Annotated in this window: 18 protein-coding genes; 6 read left to right on the forward strand and 12 right to left on the reverse strand. The window is 46.9% G+C overall.

Annotated features, from left to right (window positions below; translation table 11 throughout):
• Nucleotides 1-270: 270 nt before the first annotated feature.
• From AC58QG_RS35695 to AC58QG_RS35715, 5 genes are all read right to left on the reverse strand, one after another.
• Nucleotides 271-1,125 (reverse strand): carbohydrate ABC transporter permease, encoded by an 855-nt coding sequence (locus AC58QG_RS35695; RefSeq protein WP_497366732.1) that lies wholly within the window; start codon nucleotides 1,123-1,125, stop codon nucleotides 271-273.
• A gap of 47 nt (nucleotides 1,126-1,172) precedes the next feature.
• Nucleotides 1,173-2,048 carry a carbohydrate ABC transporter permease gene (locus AC58QG_RS35700; protein ID WP_497366701.1) on the reverse strand — a complete coding sequence of 292 codons (876 nt, stop codon included), beginning with the start codon at nucleotides 2,046-2,048 and terminating at the stop codon, nucleotides 1,173-1,175.
• A gap of 74 nt (nucleotides 2,049-2,122) precedes the next feature.
• Nucleotides 2,123-3,466 carry an extracellular solute-binding protein gene (locus AC58QG_RS35705; RefSeq protein ID WP_497366702.1) on the reverse strand — a complete coding sequence of 448 codons (1,344 nt, stop codon included), beginning with the start codon at nucleotides 3,464-3,466 and terminating at the stop codon, nucleotides 2,123-2,125.
• A 132-nt stretch (nucleotides 3,467-3,598) separates the two neighbouring features.
• Nucleotides 3,599-5,152, reverse strand: coding sequence for a response regulator (locus AC58QG_RS35710; protein WP_497366703.1), 1,554 nt, complete (start codon nucleotides 5,150-5,152; stop codon nucleotides 3,599-3,601).
• Nucleotides 5,149-6,945, reverse strand: coding sequence for a cache domain-containing sensor histidine kinase (locus tag AC58QG_RS35715; protein WP_497366704.1), 1,797 nt, complete (start codon nucleotides 6,943-6,945; stop codon nucleotides 5,149-5,151). Before AC58QG_RS35715 ends, AC58QG_RS35710 begins: the two co-directional genes overlap by 4 nt.
• 204 nt (nucleotides 6,946-7,149) lie before the next feature.
• On the opposite strand from AC58QG_RS35715, the gene AC58QG_RS35720 reads away from it, so the two are divergent.
• From AC58QG_RS35720 to AC58QG_RS35735, 4 genes are read left to right on the forward strand one after another with little or no spacing between them, the layout of a single operon-like run.
• Complete coding sequence (locus AC58QG_RS35720) at nucleotides 7,150-7,809, forward strand: helix-turn-helix transcriptional regulator (protein ID WP_497366705.1); 660 nt, start codon at nucleotides 7,150-7,152, stop codon at nucleotides 7,807-7,809.
• A complete protein-coding gene (locus AC58QG_RS35725) occupies nucleotides 7,806-8,912 on the forward strand; it encodes an alanine racemase (RefSeq protein WP_497366706.1) in 1,107 nt (368 codons plus the stop codon). The genes AC58QG_RS35720 and AC58QG_RS35725 overlap by 4 nt, the downstream gene beginning before the upstream one ends.
• A gap of 28 nt (nucleotides 8,913-8,940) precedes the next feature.
• Entirely contained in the window at nucleotides 8,941-10,545 is a 1,605-nt protein-coding gene (locus AC58QG_RS35730; protein ID WP_497366707.1) for an N-acyl-D-amino-acid deacylase family protein, read from the forward strand.
• Between the two features lie 59 nt (nucleotides 10,546-10,604).
• Nucleotides 10,605-11,069, forward strand: coding sequence for a RidA family protein (locus AC58QG_RS35735; RefSeq protein ID WP_497366708.1), 465 nt, complete (start codon nucleotides 10,605-10,607; stop codon nucleotides 11,067-11,069).
• A 101-nt stretch (nucleotides 11,070-11,170) separates the two neighbouring features.
• On the opposite strand, the gene AC58QG_RS35740 is transcribed toward AC58QG_RS35735, so the two are convergent.
• From AC58QG_RS35740 to AC58QG_RS35750, 3 genes are read right to left on the reverse strand one after another with little or no spacing between them, the layout of a single operon-like run.
• Entirely contained in the window at nucleotides 11,171-12,310 is a 1,140-nt protein-coding gene (locus AC58QG_RS35740) for a toxic anion resistance protein (RefSeq protein ID WP_497366709.1), read from the reverse strand.
• 29 nt (nucleotides 12,311-12,339) lie between these two features.
• On the reverse strand, nucleotides 12,340-14,025 hold the full coding sequence (locus AC58QG_RS35745) for a vWA domain-containing protein (protein ID WP_497366710.1): 1,686 nt from the start codon (nucleotides 14,023-14,025) through the stop codon (nucleotides 12,340-12,342).
• 16 nt (nucleotides 14,026-14,041) lie between these two features.
• Nucleotides 14,042-14,785: a hypothetical protein gene (locus tag AC58QG_RS35750; RefSeq protein WP_497366711.1), complete on the reverse strand. Its 744-nt coding sequence runs from the start codon at nucleotides 14,783-14,785 to the stop codon at nucleotides 14,042-14,044.
• A 141-nt stretch (nucleotides 14,786-14,926) separates the two neighbouring features.
• Between AC58QG_RS35750 and AC58QG_RS35755 the strand changes: the two genes are divergently transcribed.
• Both AC58QG_RS35755 and AC58QG_RS35760 read left to right on the forward strand, forming a co-directional pair.
• On the forward strand, nucleotides 14,927-15,184 hold the full coding sequence (locus tag AC58QG_RS35755; protein ID WP_497366712.1) for a hypothetical protein: 258 nt from the start codon (nucleotides 14,927-14,929) through the stop codon (nucleotides 15,182-15,184).
• Complete coding sequence (locus tag AC58QG_RS35760; protein WP_497366713.1) at nucleotides 15,181-15,564, forward strand: retropepsin-like aspartic protease; 384 nt, start codon at nucleotides 15,181-15,183, stop codon at nucleotides 15,562-15,564. The genes AC58QG_RS35755 and AC58QG_RS35760 overlap by 4 nt, the downstream gene beginning before the upstream one ends.
• 236 nt (nucleotides 15,565-15,800) lie before the next feature.
• Here the strand turns inward: AC58QG_RS35760 and AC58QG_RS35765 are convergent, their stop codons facing one another.
• The 4 genes from AC58QG_RS35765 to AC58QG_RS35780 form a co-directional block, all read right to left on the reverse strand.
• Nucleotides 15,801-17,534: a methyl-accepting chemotaxis protein gene (locus tag AC58QG_RS35765; RefSeq protein WP_497366714.1), complete on the reverse strand. Its 1,734-nt coding sequence runs from the start codon at nucleotides 17,532-17,534 to the stop codon at nucleotides 15,801-15,803.
• 82 nt (nucleotides 17,535-17,616) lie between these two features.
• A complete protein-coding gene (mglC, locus tag AC58QG_RS35770) occupies nucleotides 17,617-18,648 on the reverse strand; it encodes a galactose/methyl galactoside ABC transporter permease MglC (protein ID WP_497366715.1) in 1,032 nt (343 codons plus the stop codon).
• A gap of 18 nt (nucleotides 18,649-18,666) precedes the next feature.
• A complete protein-coding gene (locus AC58QG_RS35775; RefSeq protein WP_497366716.1) occupies nucleotides 18,667-20,184 on the reverse strand; it encodes a sugar ABC transporter ATP-binding protein in 1,518 nt (505 codons plus the stop codon).
• 149 nt (nucleotides 20,185-20,333) lie between these two features.
• A complete protein-coding gene (locus AC58QG_RS35780; RefSeq protein ID WP_497366717.1) occupies nucleotides 20,334-21,410 on the reverse strand; it encodes a galactose ABC transporter substrate-binding protein in 1,077 nt (358 codons plus the stop codon).
• Between the last annotated feature and the right edge of the window lie 52 nt (nucleotides 21,411-21,462).

Below are 21,462 nucleotides of genomic sequence, written 5' to 3' on the forward strand. Positions count from 1 at the left end.
CACCTCTTCTACTTCAAAAAAACAGGCATACAGATGCAATGTTGCATCTGTATGCCTGTTTGACATCACTAACGTAACGTTCTTCGCATTTCCCACTCTGTAGTGATGAATTTTATCACCACAGAGTGGGTTTTGGCGGGGGGGAGGCCAGGGTTTCCGGGTTGCCGAGGTCACCGGGTTTCCTGGGTTGCCTGGGTTGCCGGGGTACCAGAGTCACCGTGTTCCCATGATTTCCGGAGTTTCCGGCATCGAGATGCCGGTGGTTGCCCTTTACCCTTTCACAGCACCAGCCGTCATGCCCTTCATAATCTGCTCTTGGAACAGCAAGAACACAATAATCGTTGGAAGCACAGCAATCGCTAGTGCAGCCATCGTTAATTCGTAATCGGTCATGTAGCCCGTTGCAAAGGCGGATAAGCTAAGTGGTACGGTTTTGAGTGCAGGCTTACTAATGAAGACAAGGGCAAATGCGAAGTCATTCCAAAACCGTAAAAAGCCCAGAATGGCAACAGTTGATAGCGCAGGTACACTTAGCGGTAGCATCATGCGGAAGAAAATGCCCCAGTAGCCCGTACCATCAATCAGCGCTGCCTCTTCGATTTCTTTTGGAATACTGACTAAGTATGCAGCTACAATGAAGATTGCTAATGGCAATTCAAATGCGACATAAGGCAAAATAAGTGCACCATACGTATTCAACAGCCCTATTTTTTTCATGATAATAAAGAGTGGTACGAGCGTGCTATGAATCGGAATGAGCATGCCTAGCAGGAACAAGCCGGTGAAAAATGCCTTCAATTTAAACTCAAACCGCGCGATAACAAAGGCCGCCAATGCGCCTAGAATCAGCGTTAGCACTAAGGAAGCCACCGTAACTACGGTAGAATTCCATAAGGAGAGTCCCATTCCCGAAACTTTCCATGCGCGGACCAGGTTATCCCACTTCCATACGGTTGGCAGCAGAAAAGGCCGGGAATAGAACTCTTCATTTGATTTAACGGCACTAATAAATAACCATATTAATGGATACAACGTGACCAGTGCATATAAGGAAAGAACGGCATTGATGGCACCGCGCGTCCATATTTTACGTTGTTTAGCTCCAGCGGGAAAACCCGTTTGCATCACTACAACCTGCTTCATAGATGTCCCTCCTGAACGAATTATTGGTATTAACGATAGTCTCGCTTCATTAGATACTGACTGCCCACAATCAAGAGCAGGCTAAGAATAATAATCGCCGTGGAAAGGGCACTACCGAATCCGAAACGATACACATTGAAGGTACTGTTATACATATAGGAAGCCAGCAATTCCGTGGAATGTGCAGGGCCTCCGCCTGTCATGACATAAATCAGATCGAACGCCTTCAAGGACCCCGAAATACAAAGCACGATCGCCACCTTCACCGTATCCCAAATCATAGGCAGTGTGACAGCAAAAAGTTTACGTACCGGTCCGACGCCATCCAGCTGGGCAGCATCTTCAATTTCAGGAGAAATATTTTGTAATGCAGCAATGAACATAATCATGTAAGGACCAATATAATTCCAGATGATCGGCACCATGAGCGCGAACATCGATACTTTCGGATCGGAAAGCCAAGCTTTCTTCCAGCTATCAAGGCCGACACCATCTAGCAAGAAGTTCAGAATACCGATTTGCGGGTGGTAAATGTATCCCCAGATAATCCCGACAACGACAGAGGACAATACCATGGGCATGAAGACAGAAGCTCGAATAATACGTTGAAATGGCGTGCTGCGCATCAAGAGAAGCGCTAGAATCATGGCTATCGGTACTTGCCCAAAGACAGAAGCGGCAACGATAAGCATGTTGTTTTTAAAAGCTTTCCAGAAGATCGGATCCGTAAATACTTCGAAATAGTTATCCATACCAATAAACTTCGCTGCGCCAATGCCTTTCCAATCAAAAAAGCCATAGTACGCCGACCAAAACAGTGGAACGACAACAAAAAACAAATAGATGATTAAGGCTGGAAGGAGCCCTATGGTGATGAATCCTCTCATTCTTGCGGACACGTTCATGATGCCCCTCCTTGTAAGCTTTTTTTGGAAAAAAGGCTCCAGCCGAACTGAGGCTGGAGTCCTTTGGCCTTTCTTTATTTACCTATAGCTTTCGCTTGTGCTTCTTGTACTTTCTTAGCAATATCCTCTGGCTTAGCGCCCATCAGAAGCTCTTGAAGTCCATTGTTCACCACGTCTGCACTTGATGAGCTCAGTCTGCCGTCATATACAGGCGTCATTTTCACGGTGCCCATCATTTTGTAAACCTCTGCGAAAAGGGAAGTTACTTTCGTAGTATCCAAAGCTACTTTGTAGCTTACAAGCTGATTGCCTTCCAAAATAGCTTTCTGTGCTTCAGGACCTGACAAAGCATAGATCAATTCATAAGCAGCTGCTTTTTTCGCGCCAGTTACTTTTTTACTCATGCCTAAACCTGTTCCAACAACACCGGATAGTGTGTTCGGATCACCCTTACCATTCGGTACGGATGGCAATACCACAACTGCCATGTTCGCTAGTGCTTCTTTGGAGGCGCTCGCTGCTAAGTTAGGCAGTGCCCAACCGCCATCGATCATCATCGCTGCTTTCCCTTGCGCAAACATTTGCTCCATTTGTGTGTTATCAATGCTGTTGAAGCCTTCTTGGAAAGCGCCAGCTTTGCCAAGCTGTTGCAGGTACGTTAAGGATTGAACGAATTCAGGATCCGTAAACTTCGCACCATTTTGATCAACAGCCTTCAAGAACCACTCCGTTCCTGTTACACGGTCCGCTAGTGAACTTAGAATACTGGATTGTGCAACCCATGCCGCTTTGTTACCAAGCGCGATTGGCGTTACGTTATTCTTTTTGAACGTATCCACCAGCTTCATCATGTCGTCCCATGTTTTCGGTGGTTGTGCGTTATATTTGTTGAAGATTTCTTTGTTGTAATAAAGAATTGATGTTGGCGATAAGGCCATTGGTGCTGCGTAGGTTTTGCCAGAAATCGTGAAATCATCGAAGGAACCTGGCATAAAGTTGCCCTTCCACTCCGCTTTGCTATCAAGCAGCTCATTGATCGGTTGGATCAAGTCGCCACCGACGAACTCCTTCGTCATCACACCTGGCCACATAACGAATAGGTCCGGCATTTCATTCGCTGCTGCTACGGTTTTAAGACGCGGACGGTACCCATCGGGTGGAATCCCTTGAATATCCAGCTCCACATTCGGATGATCCTTCTTGAACTTTTCCATATATTCGCGCATCGTTTTGGCACGTGTATCTTCGCCTGTATAGTTGTGCCAGATAGATAGCTTAACTTTTTCACCAGGTTTCGCTGTTTCTGTTTTAGTTGGTGCCGTGCTTTCTTTCGCCCCATCTGTTCCATTCGACCCACAACCTGCTAACAGCGAAAGTGACATCGCAGCCGCCATTGTAACGATAAATGACTTTTTCATTCGTTCGGACCTCCTAAAAGTTTCGTAGCAACTAGCCCCTCATCTTGCAAGCTTTCTTCGTTACTCCTTCAGTATAGGGGACATTCCACTGATGAGGTACGGGAGAGACTTCGGCGCGAAGGGGGACATTTTTCAGTCTTTACCTCCTTGTCGATATTCTGACGGCGTTCTTCCCGTGTGCTTTTTGAACTGTTGGGTAAAGTATTTAATATCCTCATAGCCCACTCGTCTAGCAATATCGCTTACTTTCATTTGCGTGCTTTGCACAATGTCCGTTGCTAACTTCATACGTTCCCGTGTAACGAACTCTAGATACGTGCAACCAGTTTCCCGCTTAAATACCTCACTGAAATGATTAGGATTGATATGCACGAATCCTGCCACTTGCTGCAGTGAAATCGGTTGATGTAGATTATCTCGAATATAAGCAATCGCTTTATGGATGTACGCATATTTATTCTGATCGAGCCCCTGGTGGAACATGCTCATAATCGCTGACAGCACCTTGAATACTTCTTCTTCAGGACGTCCCTCTCCATCAAGCTTGGATAGTGCGCTTAGTGCCGACAGGTCCTGCTGTGAAGTACTGGCTCTCTCTAACCAACGATGTCCGGCTACCACCATGGACTGTAAGTATCCTTGCACAGAAAGCGGTGTAGCCGCAGTATCCTCGAGCTGTGTACGAACCTTTAGATTAACCCAGTGCCTAAGGTCCGTCGCGTTATCATTCATAAGGATCGCAGCAAGCTCCGTCTCCTCTTTCTCCGTGCAAACCGTACGGCTCCCGCTTCGATCTCGAATATCTTGGGGGGTGTAAAGCCCTGTTGAGCCTAACAGACCCTGGTAGGCGAAAACCTCCTTGGCGGCGCGATAGGACTCACGCAGCCCTTCATCATCGTGTGCAACAGGCCCAAGCGATGCAAAAACCGCACATTTCAGCGTTTCGGTGACACGCTGGAGCGCTTTACTTAGTCCCTCGGCATCCGTTACACCCGCTTCGTATCGGATGACCAAGACGAAATGATCCTTATTCATCAGCGTCACACAAGGGAGAAGCTCGTACAACATATTCTCTGCGGCTCCTTGTAGAAGATCAGCGAACGTCACCCAGCCTGAACAGGATACGAGAAGCATCTGCCTTGCAATCCCCGCACCATCATCCTCTGAGGGGTCGACGCCATTTTTGCGAAACCATTGGTGAAGCTGTGTGCGCGACTCCTCATCATCGTGTAAGCCACGATTCAAAGCCCTATCTAGCAATTGTGAACGAAGAGCAGCCTGCTGGAGGTTATCCTGCTTCACCGACTCCCATTTATCCATGATGTTCTGCTTCGCTTTCAAAGCCGCTTTGATGATCTCCTCAGGACGGCTTGTTTTCAGCAAATAGTCCGTTACACCGCCGCGCAAAGCTTGCTGTGCATAGCTGAAGTCGTCATACCCTGTGAGAATAATGATCTCCGTATCCGGTAAAATGAGTTTTATTTCCCGGGCAAGCTCGATGCCGTCCATCCCTGACATCCGAATATCGGTTAATACAATATGCGGCTTCTCCTGCGGAATGCGCTCTAAAGCCTCTTCCGCGGAAGAAGCGGCAGGCAGCAGTTCCAAGCCAAGCTCTTTCCAATCGATAACGGTACATAGGGCCGTTCGGATAATAACCTCATCATCCACAATTAAAATTCTCATACTGATGACTCTCCAATCTCACGAGGAATAGTGAATGTAATGCGGGTACCTGTACCCAGCGTACTCTCCAGAACAAGGCCCGACCCCGCACCGTAATGCAGCAGCAACCTGCGATGCACATTAATGAGTCCATAACTGGTCACAACCTTCTTCCTCTCTTCATCCGCTTCACTTCGGATACCTAGCTTCTGATTAGCCAAAGCCAGCTGTCCATGTATATCTCTCAGCTTCAATTCATCCATCCCGATCCCCGTATCTTCCACAACGAATTTCATATCATGCTCCCGCAGCTCGCCGTGCACATAAATGTGTCCTTTCGTTTTCTTCTTCTGAATGCCGTGAATCAAGCTGTTCTCTATCAAGGGCTGAAGCAGCAGCTTCAACATCACATTTTGCGTCATTTCAGGGTCGATAAAGAATTCTATCTCGAACTGATCAGGGAATCGAATCGCCTGAATGTACGCATAATTCCGTGCATGGGAAACCTCCTGCTGAACGACACAATACTCTTCCCCCTTATTTAAGCTAAAACGCAAGAAATCACTGAGTGCACCGACCATCTCGGCAATTTGTCGATCCTTATTCATCAAGGCAATCCAGTGAATAGACGACAATGTGTTATATAAAAAGTGCGGATTAATCTGTGCTTGCAGCGCCATAATGTCCGCTTCCTTCTTCATCGCCTCATTGAGCTGGACTTGGTCCTTCAGACGGCTGATACGGTCACTTAGCTTATTGTAACTGTGAACAAGCAGACCCACCTCATCCACGCTTTTCACTTCAAACGTCGGAATCATCTCGTCAGGATTCAGATCTTTTAGATATTTGGTCAATTTCATGAGCGGATTCGTTACCCATCGCAAGAAATAAATGACTAGAGCCATCGCCAGCAAGAGCGCAATGATGATGGTGACAGCCGTTACGGTCAGAACGAATCCATTTTGCTTTTGATAAATTTCAGTCGGAATGAATCCGACTAATTTCCAACCCACACGTGGTAGTCCGTTGTAGAGGACCGTATACGGATGCATTCCTTGCAGAACACTCGACACACCGCTTGTATCCGTAAGTCCCTGCAGGTTGGGGAATACATCGGCCATATTCTTCATTAACCATTTCGGATCACCGCCAGCAATGATGCGATTATTCGCGTCTACCAAGACCACAAATCCGCTCGTTTCCCAGCCTGCATCCGTCAAATAATGCTCAATCTCCGATTGATCTAGGGAGAACGATACGATGCCCAATGTTTTGAATAGGCTGAAATCCCGAATCGGTCTGACCAGTGAAATCACCTTTCGTAAACCGTCGGAGGTTTGAATGTCATAGAGCGGCGACCACCATTTGGGTGCTGATTTATTCGTAGTTTCGTACTGTTGCAAAAGGGGCGCTAAGCCTGAATTCGTAATCGTCGTTGTATATAACACAGGATTACTGTTTTTCGGCGTAATCGTAATGTTCGCAATATACTTTTTGGAATAGGATAAGTTCCATAGGGTCCCGATAAGCTGCGAATACAGATTGATATCGCTTTCTTCTTTGCCCAAGTAGGCCTGGACGTCCCGCTGTCCGATCAGAAAGATCGACATGTTCTCGACGTCCTGAATAACAAAGTCAAGCTTATCTGTCATCTGCTTCAGGGTGTTCATCCCTGATTGCTTCGCTTTATCCTCCGTCACCGAGGTTGCAATCCGATAGGAGACCGTTCCCATCGTAAGAAGTGGCAAAACAACAGCGAATAAAATTAGCAATGAGAGCTTGCGATTAAGTGATTTGGCAAACCACCGTTTCATGGGAGATCCTCCATTCTTCTAGTCATCCATCTTCTGGCAACACTTAGCATGCCACACACCATGATCTTTTTAACATAGTATCATGAGCCCTACTTGAAAATCATACTTTTTTTTAGTCTAACAAACTTTTTGTTTGACAATCGAAAAGTTTGTGTTACCATTTTGCTCAGAATAACCTACAACCTGTAAGGGGGGATAACCAATATGGAATCCATTCAGGATGAATTCGGATTTTTGAGCGATCTGGTGACAGGGCTTGCCGCTCAATTCGGTGAGAACTGCGAGGTCGTACTGCATGATTTGACAGGTTCTTACGAAAGCACCATCGTGGCTATTGCAAACGGTCACATCACTGGACGCAAAGTCGGAGATCCCGGCACGAATCTAGGTCTTGAGCTGCTGCGAGGCAATCATGTAAACGGCAACAAATTTAACTATTTGACCCAAACGAAGGACGGCCGCATTCTGCGCTCCAGCTCGATGTATATGAAAAATAAAGCAGGCAAAATCATCGGTTCACTCTGCATCAACATGGACATCACGGATCTCATGGTCGCCGAGAAAACATTGAAAAACCTCATCAACCCAGGTGAGCAAACGGAGATCAAAGAATCCTTCGTTACGAGTGTTAGTGACCTGCTGGATGCCCTTATTCAAGAAGCGCAGGAAGTCATCGGCAAACCCGTTGCTGTCATGACCAAAGAGGATAAGATGCGCATGATTCAGCTTCTCGATGCCAAGGGTGCTTTTCTGATTAAAAAAGGCGGCGAGAAAATTTGCACGTATCTCAACATCTCCAAATACACCCTATACAGCCATCTGGAAGAAGGAAAAAGTAACGCGAAAGAGAGTGAATCCCTATGACTATCTCCCTAGAAACGCCTTGCGTCCTTATTGATACAGATATCTTGGCACGGAATATAGCAACCATGGCAGAACGTGTTCGGCAAAATGGTGTAAAACTGCGTCCACATGCCAAAACACATAAGCTCCCTTCTGTTGCTCAGCAACAAATTGACGCCGGTGCGATTGGCATAACCGTGGCAAAAGTGTCAGAAGCCGAGGTTATGGCTGCGTACGGGATTCACAATATTTTCATCGCTTATCCCCTCGTGACCACGAGCAAAATTGAACGCGCCATTCGCCTTAGCGAGCAGATCGAGCTAATTGTTGGGGTAGACAGCTTAGCTGGCGCCCAACTAATGGATCAGACCGCGGCCAAGCATGGGCATACGCTCCAGGTTCGCCTCGAGATCGACACCGGGCTGCGCAGAACCGGCGTGCCTTACGAGGCGGCAGTCGCGCTCGCCGCGGAGATTGCGGAAATGCCGCACCTACGGCTTACCGGCATCTACACGTTCCGCGGCGCCTTGCTGGCCGGCAAGCCCACGCTCGACGTGGCGGCCGCCGGCTGGGAAGAAGGTCAGCTCATGGTTGACCTCGCTGACCGCCTTAGAGCCGCTGACATCGCCATCGCCGATGTCAGCGTAGGCTCCACACCGACGGCCTTGTATGCCGCGGCTGTTGAAGGCGTGACGGAGGTCCGCCCCGGCACCTACGTCTATCAAGACCGGATGCAGGCGCAGCTTGGCATCTGCGAGCTCGAGGACTGCGCCGGCAGCATGCTTGTCACGGTCGTGAGCCGCCCTTCGGTGGATCTAGCGATCGTGGACGGCGGCAGCAAAACCTTCGCGACCGACGTGCAGCCAGGTACGCATCCCTTGCAGCTGCGCGGGTTCGGCCATATTCATGGCATGGAAGATGCCCTGCTCGTGCGGATGACCGAAGAGCATGGCATGGTAGAGCTTGGCCCACTGGCTCAAGCGGCCAACCTGCAAGTCGGCGACCAGCTGCGTATTATTCCGAATCATATTTGCAGTACGGTTAACCTGCATAATCATGTTGTCATGCAGCGTGGAGACACATTTGAACGCGTGCCTGTGCTTGCACGAGGCATGCTGGAATAGCTGGAATAAATTTGGGAGGTGCCCCATCATGTTGGATCTTATTTTGAAAAACGGACGCATCGTCGATGGCACTGGAAATCCTTGGTTTACTGGTGATGTCGGCATCCAAGGCAACCAGATCGTCGCTGTTGGTCAGCTTCATGAGGATGCTTTGAAGGTCATCGATGTGAACAAACAAGTGATCTCGCCTGGCTTTATAGATGGTCACTGCCATTCCGATCTGATGATCTTCGATTACCCGCATAGTGAAATCAAAATGCGTCAAGGCGTTACGGCCGAGGTCGTAGGCAACTGCGGACTTGCTCCTGCTCCCTTCGTTCCTTCTCAAGCTGAGCTGCTCCAAAGCTATGTCCAGCCGGTGCTAGGTCAAACCAAATGGCAATGGCCATGGGAATCGGTTGCCGAATATATGGATGCTGTCGCGAACTCGCGTCCATCTGAGCATATGGCTACCTATGTGGCGCATGGCGCATTGCGTATTGCGGTGATGGGCTTCGCCAATCGGCCAGCAACCCAGCCAGAAATCGCACAGATGAAGGCTATGCTCGAAGATGGCCTGCGGGCTGGTGCAATTGGCTTCTCTATCGGGCTGCTCTACGCGCCAGGCAGCTACACGAGCAAAGAAGAAATTGCGGAGCTATGCTCCGTTTTGCCGAAGTATAACGGCCTTTTCTCCACGCACATTCGTGGCGAAGGGAACAACCTGCTCCCATCTGTAAAGGAAGTTATCTGGATTGCCGAAAAAGCTGGCGTTTCCCTTCACATCTCTCACCTCAAAGCAGCCGGCAAGCGCAATTGGGGCCAAATCACTGATGCGCTGGAGCTGATTGAGGATGCACGCTCTCGTGGCATGGATGTCACTTGTGATGTGTATCCGTATAACGCTGGATCTACTTCATTAACGACGATTCTCCCTCCGTGGGTACTCGAAGGCGGGATTGAGAGCGCGCTTGAAGTGCTTCGCGATTCCTCACTTCGCGCCCGTGTTCGCGAAGAATTGAGCCACGAGCAGACGACGTGGGACAATCTGATCTGTTCCACAGGTTGGCAAAGTGTTTTCCTTTCGGCTATGCACTCGGAGCGCAATCGCCATCTCGAAGGCAAGCACCTTGCCGAGATCAGCGAAATTCGCGGGCAAGACCCAGCGGAATGTATGATGGATCTCCTTTTGGAAGAAGAAGGTCGAATCTCCATCGTCTACTTCCATATGTCTAACGAAGATGTGAAGCAAGTTGTTGCTTACGATAAATCGCTCATCGCATCCGATAGTCTCACTTGTGATACCGGGAAGCCGCACCCACGCTTATATGGGACGTTCCCTCGTGTATTTGCAAAGTATGTTCGCGAGAATCGCATCTTGACCCTGGAACAGGCGGTGCGCAAAGTGACATCGTTCCCTGTCCAGCGCTTCAAGCTTGGTAAGCGGGGGCTGATTGTGCCTGGCTACATCGCCGATGTGGCGGTGTTTAATCCGGATACCATTCAGGATCATGCGACTTTCGAGAATCCGAGACAATATCCGGATGGCATCTCGCAAGTTGTCGTGAATGGCGCCTTATCTTTGACCGGCGGTCACCACACACATGCTCGGGAAGGCAGTTTCATTCGCGCCCAGCATTGCTGCCGGCATTAATCTTTTGAACGAAAATGAGAACGAAACTTAAACCTAACTTTGACTTGGAGGTCATTCATATGTCCGTTATTGAACAACGTTTGCAAGAGCTTGGAATCACGCTTCCCCCATCACCAGAAGCACGTTTCACTTATCTCCCATGTAACCAAACAGGGAATTTGATTTACTTGTCTGGCCAAGATTGCCGTATCAACGGAGAGCTGATGTATGAAGGTAAACTCGGCCGCGAAATCACGATTGAGCAAGGTCAAGAGGCAGCTCGTCAAACGATCATCAACTGCTTGGCTGTTATGAAAGGCTATTTAGGTGATTTAGATCGTGTAGTCAAAATCGTAAAAATGCTCGGCTTCGTCAACAGCGCTCCTGGCTTTGGCGACCAGCCTTATGTCATCAATGGCGCGTCTAACTTCCTCGTTGAAATCTTTGGCGAAAACGGCAAACATGCCCGCTCCGCGATCGGTACTAGTGATCTTCCTTTCCACACGCCTGTGGAAATTGAATTGATCGTTGAAATCCGCGACTAGGATTCAATTCTTTAAAAGATAACTCAAGTTATCCACAGTAAGTATCTCAAACAACAAAAAGGAACCTCAGACTTTATAAGTCTGAGGTTCCTTTTGTTCCCTTATAGCCCCACAGCGGCGCCTCTTTCTAGCCGCAGAATCTGTTTCTCTCCGGTTTCCGCTAATTCTCGGAATTGGGTAATCGTTTCACGCATTTTCGGAAGCGCTTCTTGCTTATAGGTACTGATCGCCTGCAAGGCCTCAAAGCTGTCAGCGAATGCTTTTTTGAGTGATTCTGCTGAAATGCTGGCCTCAATGGCGCCTTTTTGTATATCCACACCTTGTTGCTTCAACATTTGCCCAGTATGTTCAATAAACGTATTTGTAGTATTGTACAAGGCATTAAGTTGTTTCAGCACCACTCGCTGATTGGCTAATGCACTCGCTGCTGTAACTGCGACGCGTAGAGCTGCTACCGTTACCGTACTTGCACGATCCACACCACGGATAAGTTCCTTATTATTCCGGATGACAACCTCAAAGGTAATGAAACCTTGCTGATTGACCGCCATCATCGCTTGCATATCCAACGTCCTCTGACGAAGTGGAAATAGCACCTCTTCTGTTATGAATTGAATCCTCTCAGGTTCATCATTTCGTGCTTTGGCGAGCGCGATCTGAGCCTCAATGGACTCATCCATAAAGGAAACTAACTGAATCTCTTTACGGAGCTTTTTGGTAAGCTCGCGAAGTGCATGCTGTTCGAGAAGTAGTGTTGTATTGTCATCCTTCAAGCCCAATTTCCCTTGATTCAGCGTTTCGATGATCTCAGCGATAACCATATCAGCCTTATCGAACTGATGGAAATAGGAACGCAGTGGGTTGAAAAACTTTCCAAGAAACCCGCGCTTAACGAAGTCGATCCCGCTAGGATCGAGATCCTTCATTTGCAGCTGAAGTTCACCCAGCCCTTTGGCAACAATCCCTCCCTCATCGCCAGCCTTCGAAAGTTTCCCAATCGTTACTTGGAGCAAAGCGTTTTTCTGTGAGGATGCTCGCATGGTCTCGATGCCGAAATTTTCGACTGTCGCCAAAATATGCTTTTTCTTCTCCAGCGAATCCAAATCTAACCCCATAATCGTTTGTACATTATGTTCTGCTTGTGCTTTCAGTTTCACAACTTCTTCTGGCACTGGCTTCACTTGTTCCTCTACAACCGCTTTAAGCACCTCGTCGCCTGCAATTTCCATCGAGAATGACATCGTAGCTCCCCCTCAAAAGGTAAGTTAACCTACATCTGGACGTTAAGCAGATTACTGATTTTATAAACAACATCATCCGTGTCCGCATTGATACTCGCTGCCTCGTTAATACTCGAGATACTCTGAAGTGCTTGAATATCGGCATTGTAACCAATCGTGTAAATGGGAATTTGATACTTCTCAATCAACGATCTAATGTCTTTCAGAGAATGACCTGCATTGGTCTCCCCATCACTTAATACGAAAATAAGTGGTTTAACATTAGGGTCTGCTGTCATATACTCTTCCAGCATTTTCATAGCAACGACGATAGCATCAAATGTTGCTGTACCTCCTCCCGCTTGGAGAGTACCTACGGTACCTACAAACAGCGATTGCTGATTGGTATCATACTTGGCAATTGGCAAATTGATCGTCACCCCATTGGCATAGGACACAAGACCAATTCTATTTTCTTTTCCAAGGTATTTCTGACCTTTGAGCAAGGATTCTTTCAATCGACTAAGTGGTTTGCCATCCATGCTGCCTGATACATCCGTGACAAAAACAGCTGCCAATGGTTTGCTTCCATTCTTCTTTTCCTTCCAGACCTTTTGCGCTGAAGAAAGTGTGTTTCCATCTATGGCAGCGAGCTCACTCTTGTAATTTTCGAGCCCATTGAACCCCTTATCCTTGGCTGCTTGTTGATATCTTGCCTGTGTAACAAACTCTGCAAATTGTTTAATTACATCAAGCTTCGCTGCCGGTAGATCACCGATGGCATAGAGCGGACTGTCATGTCTGTAGCCAAAAGGAGTAAAGACATAGTCATTCGTGAGCTCCGCTGCATTCTGGAAGGTCTGATATTCCAGCACGAAGCCATCCAGCATTCCTGACTTAGCCGCATCTCGCATTTGAATCGTCGTAGATGCGATAAAAGGCACGTTCGTTTGGAATTTCTCGAATTCTAGAACAGCCTTCTCACTGATTGGATTTTTATTATCAAATGTACTTAGTGCCGTTACAAGAAAATTGAGACCGGTTGAACTCGCGAAAGGGTCCGTATAGCCCATAGCAAATTCATTATTTGAAATAGCTTGAGTTACTGTAGTTACACTGATCGATCCGTATTTTGCAACGAGGGCGTCATATTTTTTCTTCGAAATCACAATGCCTGGCACATTACCGACAAGACGTTTCGTGACAAGTTGTATTTTCGGTCCACCTGCTTTAATCATCTCTCCCCACAGCTCATTTGAAGGTGTAAATGCATCCGGCACATATTTCCCTGACTTGATATAGTCCGTCGCTGTCCCTGAGGCAATATTTCGTATTTTCACAGATGCGGGCTTTCCGTTTACCAGTACTTGCGCTTTATTAAATTCATTGGCTACATCCGTTAACCAACCATCCACACCGCTGCCTGATTTCTCCGTTGATGAGAAAATTTCCACAAAATTATCTGTCGTATTACTCACGGTTATTGGAAATTTCGAAATATCCGGCAAGGATGAAGCAACATCTGCAGGATTAATATCAATTTGGCCTTTGACCGGGGTTCCGTTCACCACTGAGATCTTCTCATAAATCTTGTTCAATTGCTTTGCAGCATTCTCCGCTGTAACTTCACTTGGGGATTTGCCCAAATTAGCCGTGAAAGCAACGCCAGCGTAGACGGCGATAAATACAATAACCACAAAAAGGCACGAGATCAGGAAGAACTTCATTTTGTTCATCTTTTGAGCACCACCTCTACGATTTGTAGAATTGTGTTTGCTTTATCAAAGCGTCGATCTCTTGCATACCTGGCATTTGCCCAATATCTTTAACCTCTAAACTATCCAATCGAGACATTTCTAGCAGCAACTTATCCAATTTGAGCAGAATTTCTTCATTCATATGTAAGGCGCTTCTAATAAATGAAATATGTGCTTTATAAACGGTTCGTTTTTCTTGAAGAAGCTCGGGGGATAGCTGACTTGTGCTCTGTTTGGCGATACTTTGAAACTCCTCTTCGTCGAACACATGGAGACGGTTTATCATACTCCGGATATTGTGAAAAAATAACTTCTCCACCTCTTGTGTTGTATAAGCAAATTTCTGAAAACTGAGTCCGCTCGGTTCAAATCTCTGGCTGATAACACTGCGTAGCGTCTCTTGTTTCTTGCGCATTCGCTCCAATTGGTGTAAGGCAAGTGCGATTTCTTGGGCCAGAGATTTCACACCTTTGCATTGTTTTAATGCACCCTCCAGATCTTCTGGACTCTTCATCTGTTTCGCAGGGAGTCGAACGTTTGGCTTCATGACTACGTTGTAAATGCCAAATAGTAATACTAGGGTACTTGCCAGTAGAATGGATACGGCGAACGCCGTTTGCAGTGGACTCCGTCCGATTCCTAAGCCTAGAAATCCGGGTGAAAGCATGAAAATATCAAATACAACGACCCCACTCGTTATCACAAATAATTTCATTAGTTTACTTGCGGTTTCCATCAAAGGGAATAACTCCTCTCTTCTCCATTCATATAGGATTATATGCAGAACATATGATACATATCTGTTTACTCTTGTTCATATCTCAAATGCGTTTTTAGTTATGATATAATGAAAAAAGAGAATGTAATGGAGGTGTGGACGATGCGTTGGGAAGAAGTGCGAGAACGATACCCAGATGAATGGGTAGTCTGTGAAGCTTTGGTATCACATTCAAAAGAAGGCTATTGGTATATTGATGAAGTAGCCGTTATTGACCGATTTGATGATTCAAAAATCGCTATGAAACGCTACTACGAGCTTCATCGGGAGAAACCCAATCGCGAATATGGTTTTTTTCACACCTCACGAGAAAATTTGCAACTACGTGAAAAATGGTCTGGCATACGAGGACCTAGATGAATATTGATCTGATCTATGGATTACCATTTGTAGCGGTGACCATTTGCTATCAAGGTCAAGAGCTTATATTAAAGCATGTTTTACTGGATACAGGCTCTGCAGGAACTATTTTCAATGCAGATATTGTAGATGCAATTGGAGTTAACGTGGAACCTGGAGATTTCTTAAGTACAATAAGAGGCGTTGATGGTGTAGAGGTTGTCTATTCCAAACGTTTTGATTTTGTTCGAATTGGGGATATTTCATTACAAGGATTCGAAGTTGAGATTGGTGAGATGAACTACGGCATGTCGATTGATGGCATTCTTGGATTTGATTTCATTCAATCTGCGGGATTGATTATTCATTCTAAAGAGCTAAGAATAGCTTTGCATGAGTGATTTAGCCTCAACCCAAACTCTCTTCCCCAAAGCTAACAAGCGCTTTTGTACCAACAAATTGAAAAAAGGACTGTCCCTCAATAGTAGATTTAATCTACTTGAGGACAGCCCTTTTTTCCTGTTGCACAACACTTCCTTCGTGTCTATGATTGGCCTATTTCACTGAGCCGAGCAGTCTAGCTTGCATGGAAATTAACTGGAAGAACTCCAGCTCTTACGCCCTCTAAGCCCCTACCTTACACCCGAAACCGCCCAATCAACCCCTGCAGCTCCGCAGCCATGCTGCTCAGCACAGTCGCAGAGGACACGATCTCCTCCATGCTCGCATACTGCCCCTCGATGTTAGCGGAGACGTTCTTCGCCCCCGCAGCGGTCTGCCCCGCCACTTCGTCGATGGCGCGAATCACGCCAACAGCGACGAGCGTCTTCTCGGAGATAGCCTCCGAGCAGCCTGCCACTTCCTCGATCTGACGAGCGACCTCGTCCATCGCAGAACGAATACGGCGGAACGTCGCTCCCGCTTCGCCGACAACCTCAAGCCCCGTCTCCACCTCGCGGCTGCCCGCTTCGGTGGAGCGCATAACGCCCCTCGTTTCCTCTTGGATACTCGTCACAAGAGAAGCCACTTCCTCCGCCGCTGCGCCGGTCTGCATGGAGAGCTTGCGGACTTCCTCCGCAACCACGGCAAACCCCTTGCCTGCAGCGCCTGCGCGTGCCGCTTCAATCGAAGCATTGAGCGCCAGCATATTCGTCTGCCGCGCAATACCAGCAATCATCGCGTTCGCATTCACGATTTTCTCCGAACGACCGCTTAAACGATCGACCGAGATAGCGAGCTCCTTCATCTTTCCATAAATAGCCTGCATCTGCGTTACTGCAGTTTCAATCGCCGCAGTACCTTCCCCAGCCTCCTGCTGCGCAAACAAAGACTGCTTATTCGCCGTTTGCGTCACACTTGCAATCTGCGTAACCGCTGCTGACATTTCCTCCATGATAGCAACACCTTGATGTACACTGCCTACCTGCGCATTGGTCCCTTGCGAGATGATCTGTATCGTTCCCGTGATCCGCTCCGATAGCTCACTAACCTGATTGGAATTTGCGCTAAGCTCTTCCGAAGCCGAAGCGACCTGCTCCGCACTGCTGCCAACTTGGCGGATCAAGCCCTGTAGATTGCCCTTCATCTGATTGAACGCAGTCGCCAAATCACGCAGCTCGTCACGGCTTTTCACCCCAATATCACCGACAGATAAATCGCAATTCGCGATTCGCTCTGCCGCTCTCACCATGGAGCGCACTGGCACCACAATAGAACGCGAGACCAAGAGACCTATCACTAATGCGAATACTAACGCTGCTCCGCTCACCCAAATCAGCGTCTTTATCGTGGATACAACGGTTTGATGATTTTGAGCAGAAGCATCAGCCTGGATGACCGCCTCTAGCTCTTCTATTTTAGCCGCTGCCTGTGTCAGCGTTTCCGTTGTTGGAATCGCCCACTGCATAGCTTCCGCTTTCGCTAGGGAGGCATCGCCTTTTTCTCCGTAAGCAATCACCTTTTGAACCAGTCTAGCGAAGGTTTGATTCGCCTCCAGCATGGACCCAACAGCGGATTGCTCCTCCTCATTTCCATCTGTATCTTTCATTTTGGTAATGATCGAAGTGAGCGTCGCGTTCATATCCGTTAGACGCTTTTCCCTGTCTTTCGTCGGATCGAGCACATAACCAAACAATAAACTTGTTTGCATTTGTGTTTTTTCTTTAATTTCTGATACATCTTGGAGCAATCTCACATTCTTATCGAGCAGCTCCGTGTAAGAGTTGTCCACTTTTTTTATGTACATGTAAGATAATCCGCTCGTGATCCCAACCAGCAAGGAGACGAGAACAAAAGCCCCCACCAGCTTCGTTTGTAACGAAATAAATAAAAGGCGCTTCTTCCAGTCAGGCCTGTTGTGATTTGTATTCATAGTCAATCCCCCCACTTTTACGTAAACGCTTACAATATTTTCAGTAAAAAAGGCTGCCGAGAAAATCGACAGCCTCCATAACCTACTTCGAATTCATATATTTCCGCATATCAAACGCTACCGCAGCAACGATAATCACACCTTTGATAATCAACTGCCAGTATGGGCTAATTCCGATGAACGTCAAACCGTAGTTAATAACGCTGAAAATCAATACCCCTGCAAGAACACCTGGCACCGTTCCGATACCACCGGAAGTTGACACACCGCCGACTACGCAAGCCGCGATCGCATCAAGCTCGTACATGTTTCCGTAGTTATTCGTAGCTCCGCCCGTTCTAGCTGCTTCCAACACCCCTGCTAGTCCGTAAAGAGCACCAGCAATACCGTAGATGTAGATCAAGTAACGGTTTACGTTAATACCAGAAACGACTGCAGCATGAATGTTTCCGCCGATAGCGTACATGTATTTGCCAAGTTTTGTTTTGTTAAATACAACCCACACAATGATCGAAACAACAATCGCGAAAATTACGATGTATGGAATCGAGTAAGTGGCGCTTGAACCAATGGAACCTGTTCCTAGGCTACTGAAGTCAGGACGAAGACCACCGATTGGTTGTGATTGGTTCGGCTTCATATCGAAGTACAAGGAGTTCGCTCCGTAAACGGCTACCATCGTTCCTAGTGTTGCGATGAACGGTGGAACGCGAAGCTTCGCAACGACAATCCCGTTGATCAAACCGATTGCAAGACCTGCGATAATCGCGATAATGATTGGAACAAACAATGGCAAGTGCGGCAAGTCTGGGAAAAATCTTCTGCCATATTCCTGCGTCTGTAGCATGGAAGCGGAGATTACCGCGGTTAAACCAACAATTCGCCCTGCGGATAAATCCGTTCCGCCCGTGATAAGAATGAACGCTGCACCCAACGCGATAATGACACGTGTGGAAGACTGCAATAAGATATCACGCAGAATACTTACGGATAAAAAGCGTGGATCATAAATCGCGATCCCAATAACTAGAACAACTAGTACGATGTAGATTGCGTATTTGGTAATGAACCCGCTAAGGTCTCTGGATTTCAATGTTTCTGTTTTTGTAGTCATGGTTCTAGGCCCCCTCCATTATGCCATATGCTGTGCAGCAAGGCGCATAATCTCTTCTTCTGTTGCTTTATTTCCTTCTACAATGCCCGTAAGACGTCCCTCACACATAACCATAATTCGGTCTGACATCCCAAGAAGCTCGGGCATTTCAGAAGAGATCATGATAATACTTTTTCCTTGCTTCGCAAGGTCAGCAATGATGGAGTAAATCTCAAATTTCGCTCCTACGTCAATTCCCCGAGTTGGTTCATCGAGAAGAAGTACATCAGGTTCTGTTAACAGCCATCTGGCCAGCAAAACCTTTTGTTGATTACCACCGGACAAATTCTTAATCAGCGCATGCATATTCGGCGTTTTCACGCGTAGCATTTCGATGCTTTGTTTAACTTCTGCTTTGCGTTTTGCTTCCTGAATGAAGCCTAATGGATTCATGTATCGTCCCAAATTGGCAATGACCGTGTTCTCCAAAACCGATAAAACAGGGAAAATACCTGTCACTCGGCGCTCTTCCGTCAGCAAAGCAATCTTCTGCTTGATCGCATCCATCGGCGATTTCAGCTTCACCGGCTTTCCGTGAATGGAGATACTTCCTGAAGCAATACCTCTCATCCCGAACAAGGATTCAATCAACTCAGTCCGTTGTGCCCCAACAAGGCCTCCAACACCGAGAATCTCACCCTTTTTCAACTCAAAAGACACATTCTTGAACGATTTAGGAACGACCGAAGTCAGGTCCTCTACCTTCATCAATACGCCTTCTGGCACATTACTGCGCTCAGGGAAACGCTCTTTCAAATCACGTCCAACCATCTTCGAGATGATCATATCTGTAGTAAGTTCGGAAGATGCCCATGTACCAATTTTGGTACCATCACGCATAATCGTTACTTCGTCCGAAATTTCCAAAATTTCTTCCATTTTATGTGAAATATAGATGATCGAAACACCGCGGCTCTTCAGATCGCGAATGATGCGAAACAACTGCTCAACTTCGTTACCCGTAAGTGATGAAGTCGGCTCATCCATAACAATGACTTTCGAATTGAAAGAAACAGCCTTGGCGATTTCAATGGATTGCACTTTAGATACCGATAAGGTACCGACCAGTGTATCCGGCTTAATGTCCATTTGGAGTTGTTTGAACAAACTCTCTGTATCTGTACGCATTTTTTTGTGGTCCACTAATTTCAAAGGTCCGATACCTTTTAGCGGGAATCTGCCTAACCAAATGTTCTCCATCACATTGCGATGTGGAACGGGGTGTAGCTCTTGATGAATCATGGAAATACCATTCGCTAATGCATCTTTGGAGTTCGTGATCGAAGCTACTTCTCCATTAAGCTTAATTTCTCCACCATCGGGCTTATAAATGCCGAACAAGCATTTCATGAGCGTCGATTTACCCGCACCGTTCTCTCCCATCAGCGCATGTACGCTTCCTGGACGAACTTTGAGGGTGACGTTATCCAGCGCTTTGACGCCGGGGAACTCTTTGGAGATTTGATTCATTTCCAATAAATAGTCATGTACAGTCATGGTAACTCCCCCTACAGCTCACGATAATCCCCACAAAGTGAAGCCTTAATTCGAAGCTTATTTCTCTTTATCTTTGCACGGGTTTCCAAAAAAGGAAGGCAAAAGCGCGATTGTTACTCACATATCGCCTCTCTTGCCCATTCTCACAATTACTTCGCTTCGTTCATGTTAGCTTTTGTGATTTTTTTGTAGGAAATCCAAACATATTTACCATCAGTTACATCATAGCCAGTTGTTTCTTTGCTTGGTACAAGACCATTTGCAAGAGCTGCTGCTACGCTTGTCGTTGCTGCACCTTGGTTTTTCGCATCGTTTAAAACTGTTCCTAGAAGCGTTCCATCCGTAAGTGCTTGGATAGCTGGAGCTGTTGCATCTACACCAACAACTGGAAGGAATTTGTTGTCTTTGAAATAGCCTTTTGCTTTCAAAGCTTCGATTGCACCAAGCGCCATGTCATCGTTGTTCGCAAGAACAGCTTCGATTTTGCTTTCGCTGGAAGCTAGGAATGCTGCCATTTTCTCTTGACCTTTAACGCGGTCCCACATAGCTGTATCTTCCGCTACTTTTTCTACACCCATACCAGCATCTGTGATCGCTTGGATGGAGAACTTCGTGCGAAGCTCAGCATCTTGATGTCCTGGTTCGCCTTTAAGCATGACGTATTGGATTTTACCGTCTTTGTTTTTGTCAGCTTCTGGGTGAGCTTTGAAGTAGTCAACCAATAGTTGGCCTTCCATAGTTCCGGATTGCTCAGCTTTAGCGCCTACGTAGTAAACTTTGTCCCATTTCTTCATGTCGTCAGCAAGCGGCTCACGGTTCAAGAAGACAACTGGAATGTTTGCTGTTTTTGCTTTATCGATGATAACGCCAGCTGCTGTACGGTCAACTGCGTTGATCGCAAGTGCATTTACTTTTTTCGTGATGAAAAGGTCAACTTTATCGTTTTGTGTTGGTTGGGAGTTTTGGCTATCTACGATATCAACAGTCGCTTTATCTTTTGCTGCATCGGAGATTGCTGCACGAACACCAGACATGAACGTATCGTCAAATTTATAGATCGCAACACCGATTGTTGGTTTTTTACCAGCGGCTGGAGCTGTTGTTGCTGCTGCACCTGTGGAAGCTGCTGGGGAAGTTGTTGTTGCTGGAGTTTCTGTTTTATTTCCACAACCTGCAACGGTTGCAACCAATGCGCCTGCTACGGCAAGTGTAAGTAATTTTTTCAAGATAAGACCCTCCCTAAAAGGTATGTTGTTTGTTTACATTCCTTACTATAAT

The organism is Paenibacillus sp. J22P169 (assembly GCF_059691995.1).

Excerpts from the sequence above, each read along its gene's own strand:
- AC58QG_RS35740 (WP_497366709.1), bottom strand. The coding sequence starts at position 12,310 with ATGTCATTCTCGATGGAAATTGCAGGCGACGAGGTGCTTAAAGCGGTT.
- AC58QG_RS35700 (WP_497366701.1), bottom strand. The coding sequence starts at position 2,048 with ATGAACGTGTCCGCAAGAATGAGAGGATTCATCACCATAGGGCTCCTT.
- AC58QG_RS35720 (WP_497366705.1), top strand. The coding sequence starts at position 7,150 with ATGGAATCCATTCAGGATGAATTCGGATTTTTGAGCGATCTGGTGACA.
- AC58QG_RS35710 (WP_497366703.1), bottom strand. The coding sequence starts at position 5,152 with ATGAGAATTTTAATTGTGGATGATGAGGTTATTATCCGAACGGCCCTA.
- AC58QG_RS35735 (WP_497366708.1), top strand. The coding sequence starts at position 10,605 with ATGTCCGTTATTGAACAACGTTTGCAAGAGCTTGGAATCACGCTTCCC.
- AC58QG_RS35725 (WP_497366706.1), top strand. The coding sequence starts at position 7,806 with ATGACTATCTCCCTAGAAACGCCTTGCGTCCTTATTGATACAGATATC.
- AC58QG_RS35695 (WP_497366732.1), bottom strand. The coding sequence starts at position 1,125 with ATGCAAACGGGTTTTCCCGCTGGAGCTAAACAACGTAAAATATGGACG.
- AC58QG_RS35755 (WP_497366712.1), top strand. The coding sequence starts at position 14,927 with ATGCGTTGGGAAGAAGTGCGAGAACGATACCCAGATGAATGGGTAGTC.
- AC58QG_RS35760 (WP_497366713.1), top strand. The coding sequence starts at position 15,181 with ATGAATATTGATCTGATCTATGGATTACCATTTGTAGCGGTGACCATT.
- AC58QG_RS35775 (WP_497366716.1), bottom strand. The coding sequence starts at position 20,184 with ATGACTGTACATGACTATTTATTGGAAATGAATCAAATCTCCAAAGAG.
- AC58QG_RS35745 (WP_497366710.1), bottom strand. The coding sequence starts at position 14,025 with ATGAACAAAATGAAGTTCTTCCTGATCTCGTGCCTTTTTGTGGTTATT.
- mglC (WP_497366715.1), bottom strand. The coding sequence starts at position 18,648 with ATGACTACAAAAACAGAAACATTGAAATCCAGAGACCTTAGCGGGTTC.
- AC58QG_RS35730 (WP_497366707.1), top strand. The coding sequence starts at position 8,941 with ATGTTGGATCTTATTTTGAAAAACGGACGCATCGTCGATGGCACTGGA.
- AC58QG_RS35705 (WP_497366702.1), bottom strand. The coding sequence starts at position 3,466 with ATGAAAAAGTCATTTATCGTTACAATGGCGGCTGCGATGTCACTTTCG.
- AC58QG_RS35715 (WP_497366704.1), bottom strand. The coding sequence starts at position 6,945 with ATGAAACGGTGGTTTGCCAAATCACTTAATCGCAAGCTCTCATTGCTA.
- AC58QG_RS35765 (WP_497366714.1), bottom strand. The coding sequence starts at position 17,534 with ATGAATACAAATCACAACAGGCCTGACTGGAAGAAGCGCCTTTTATTT.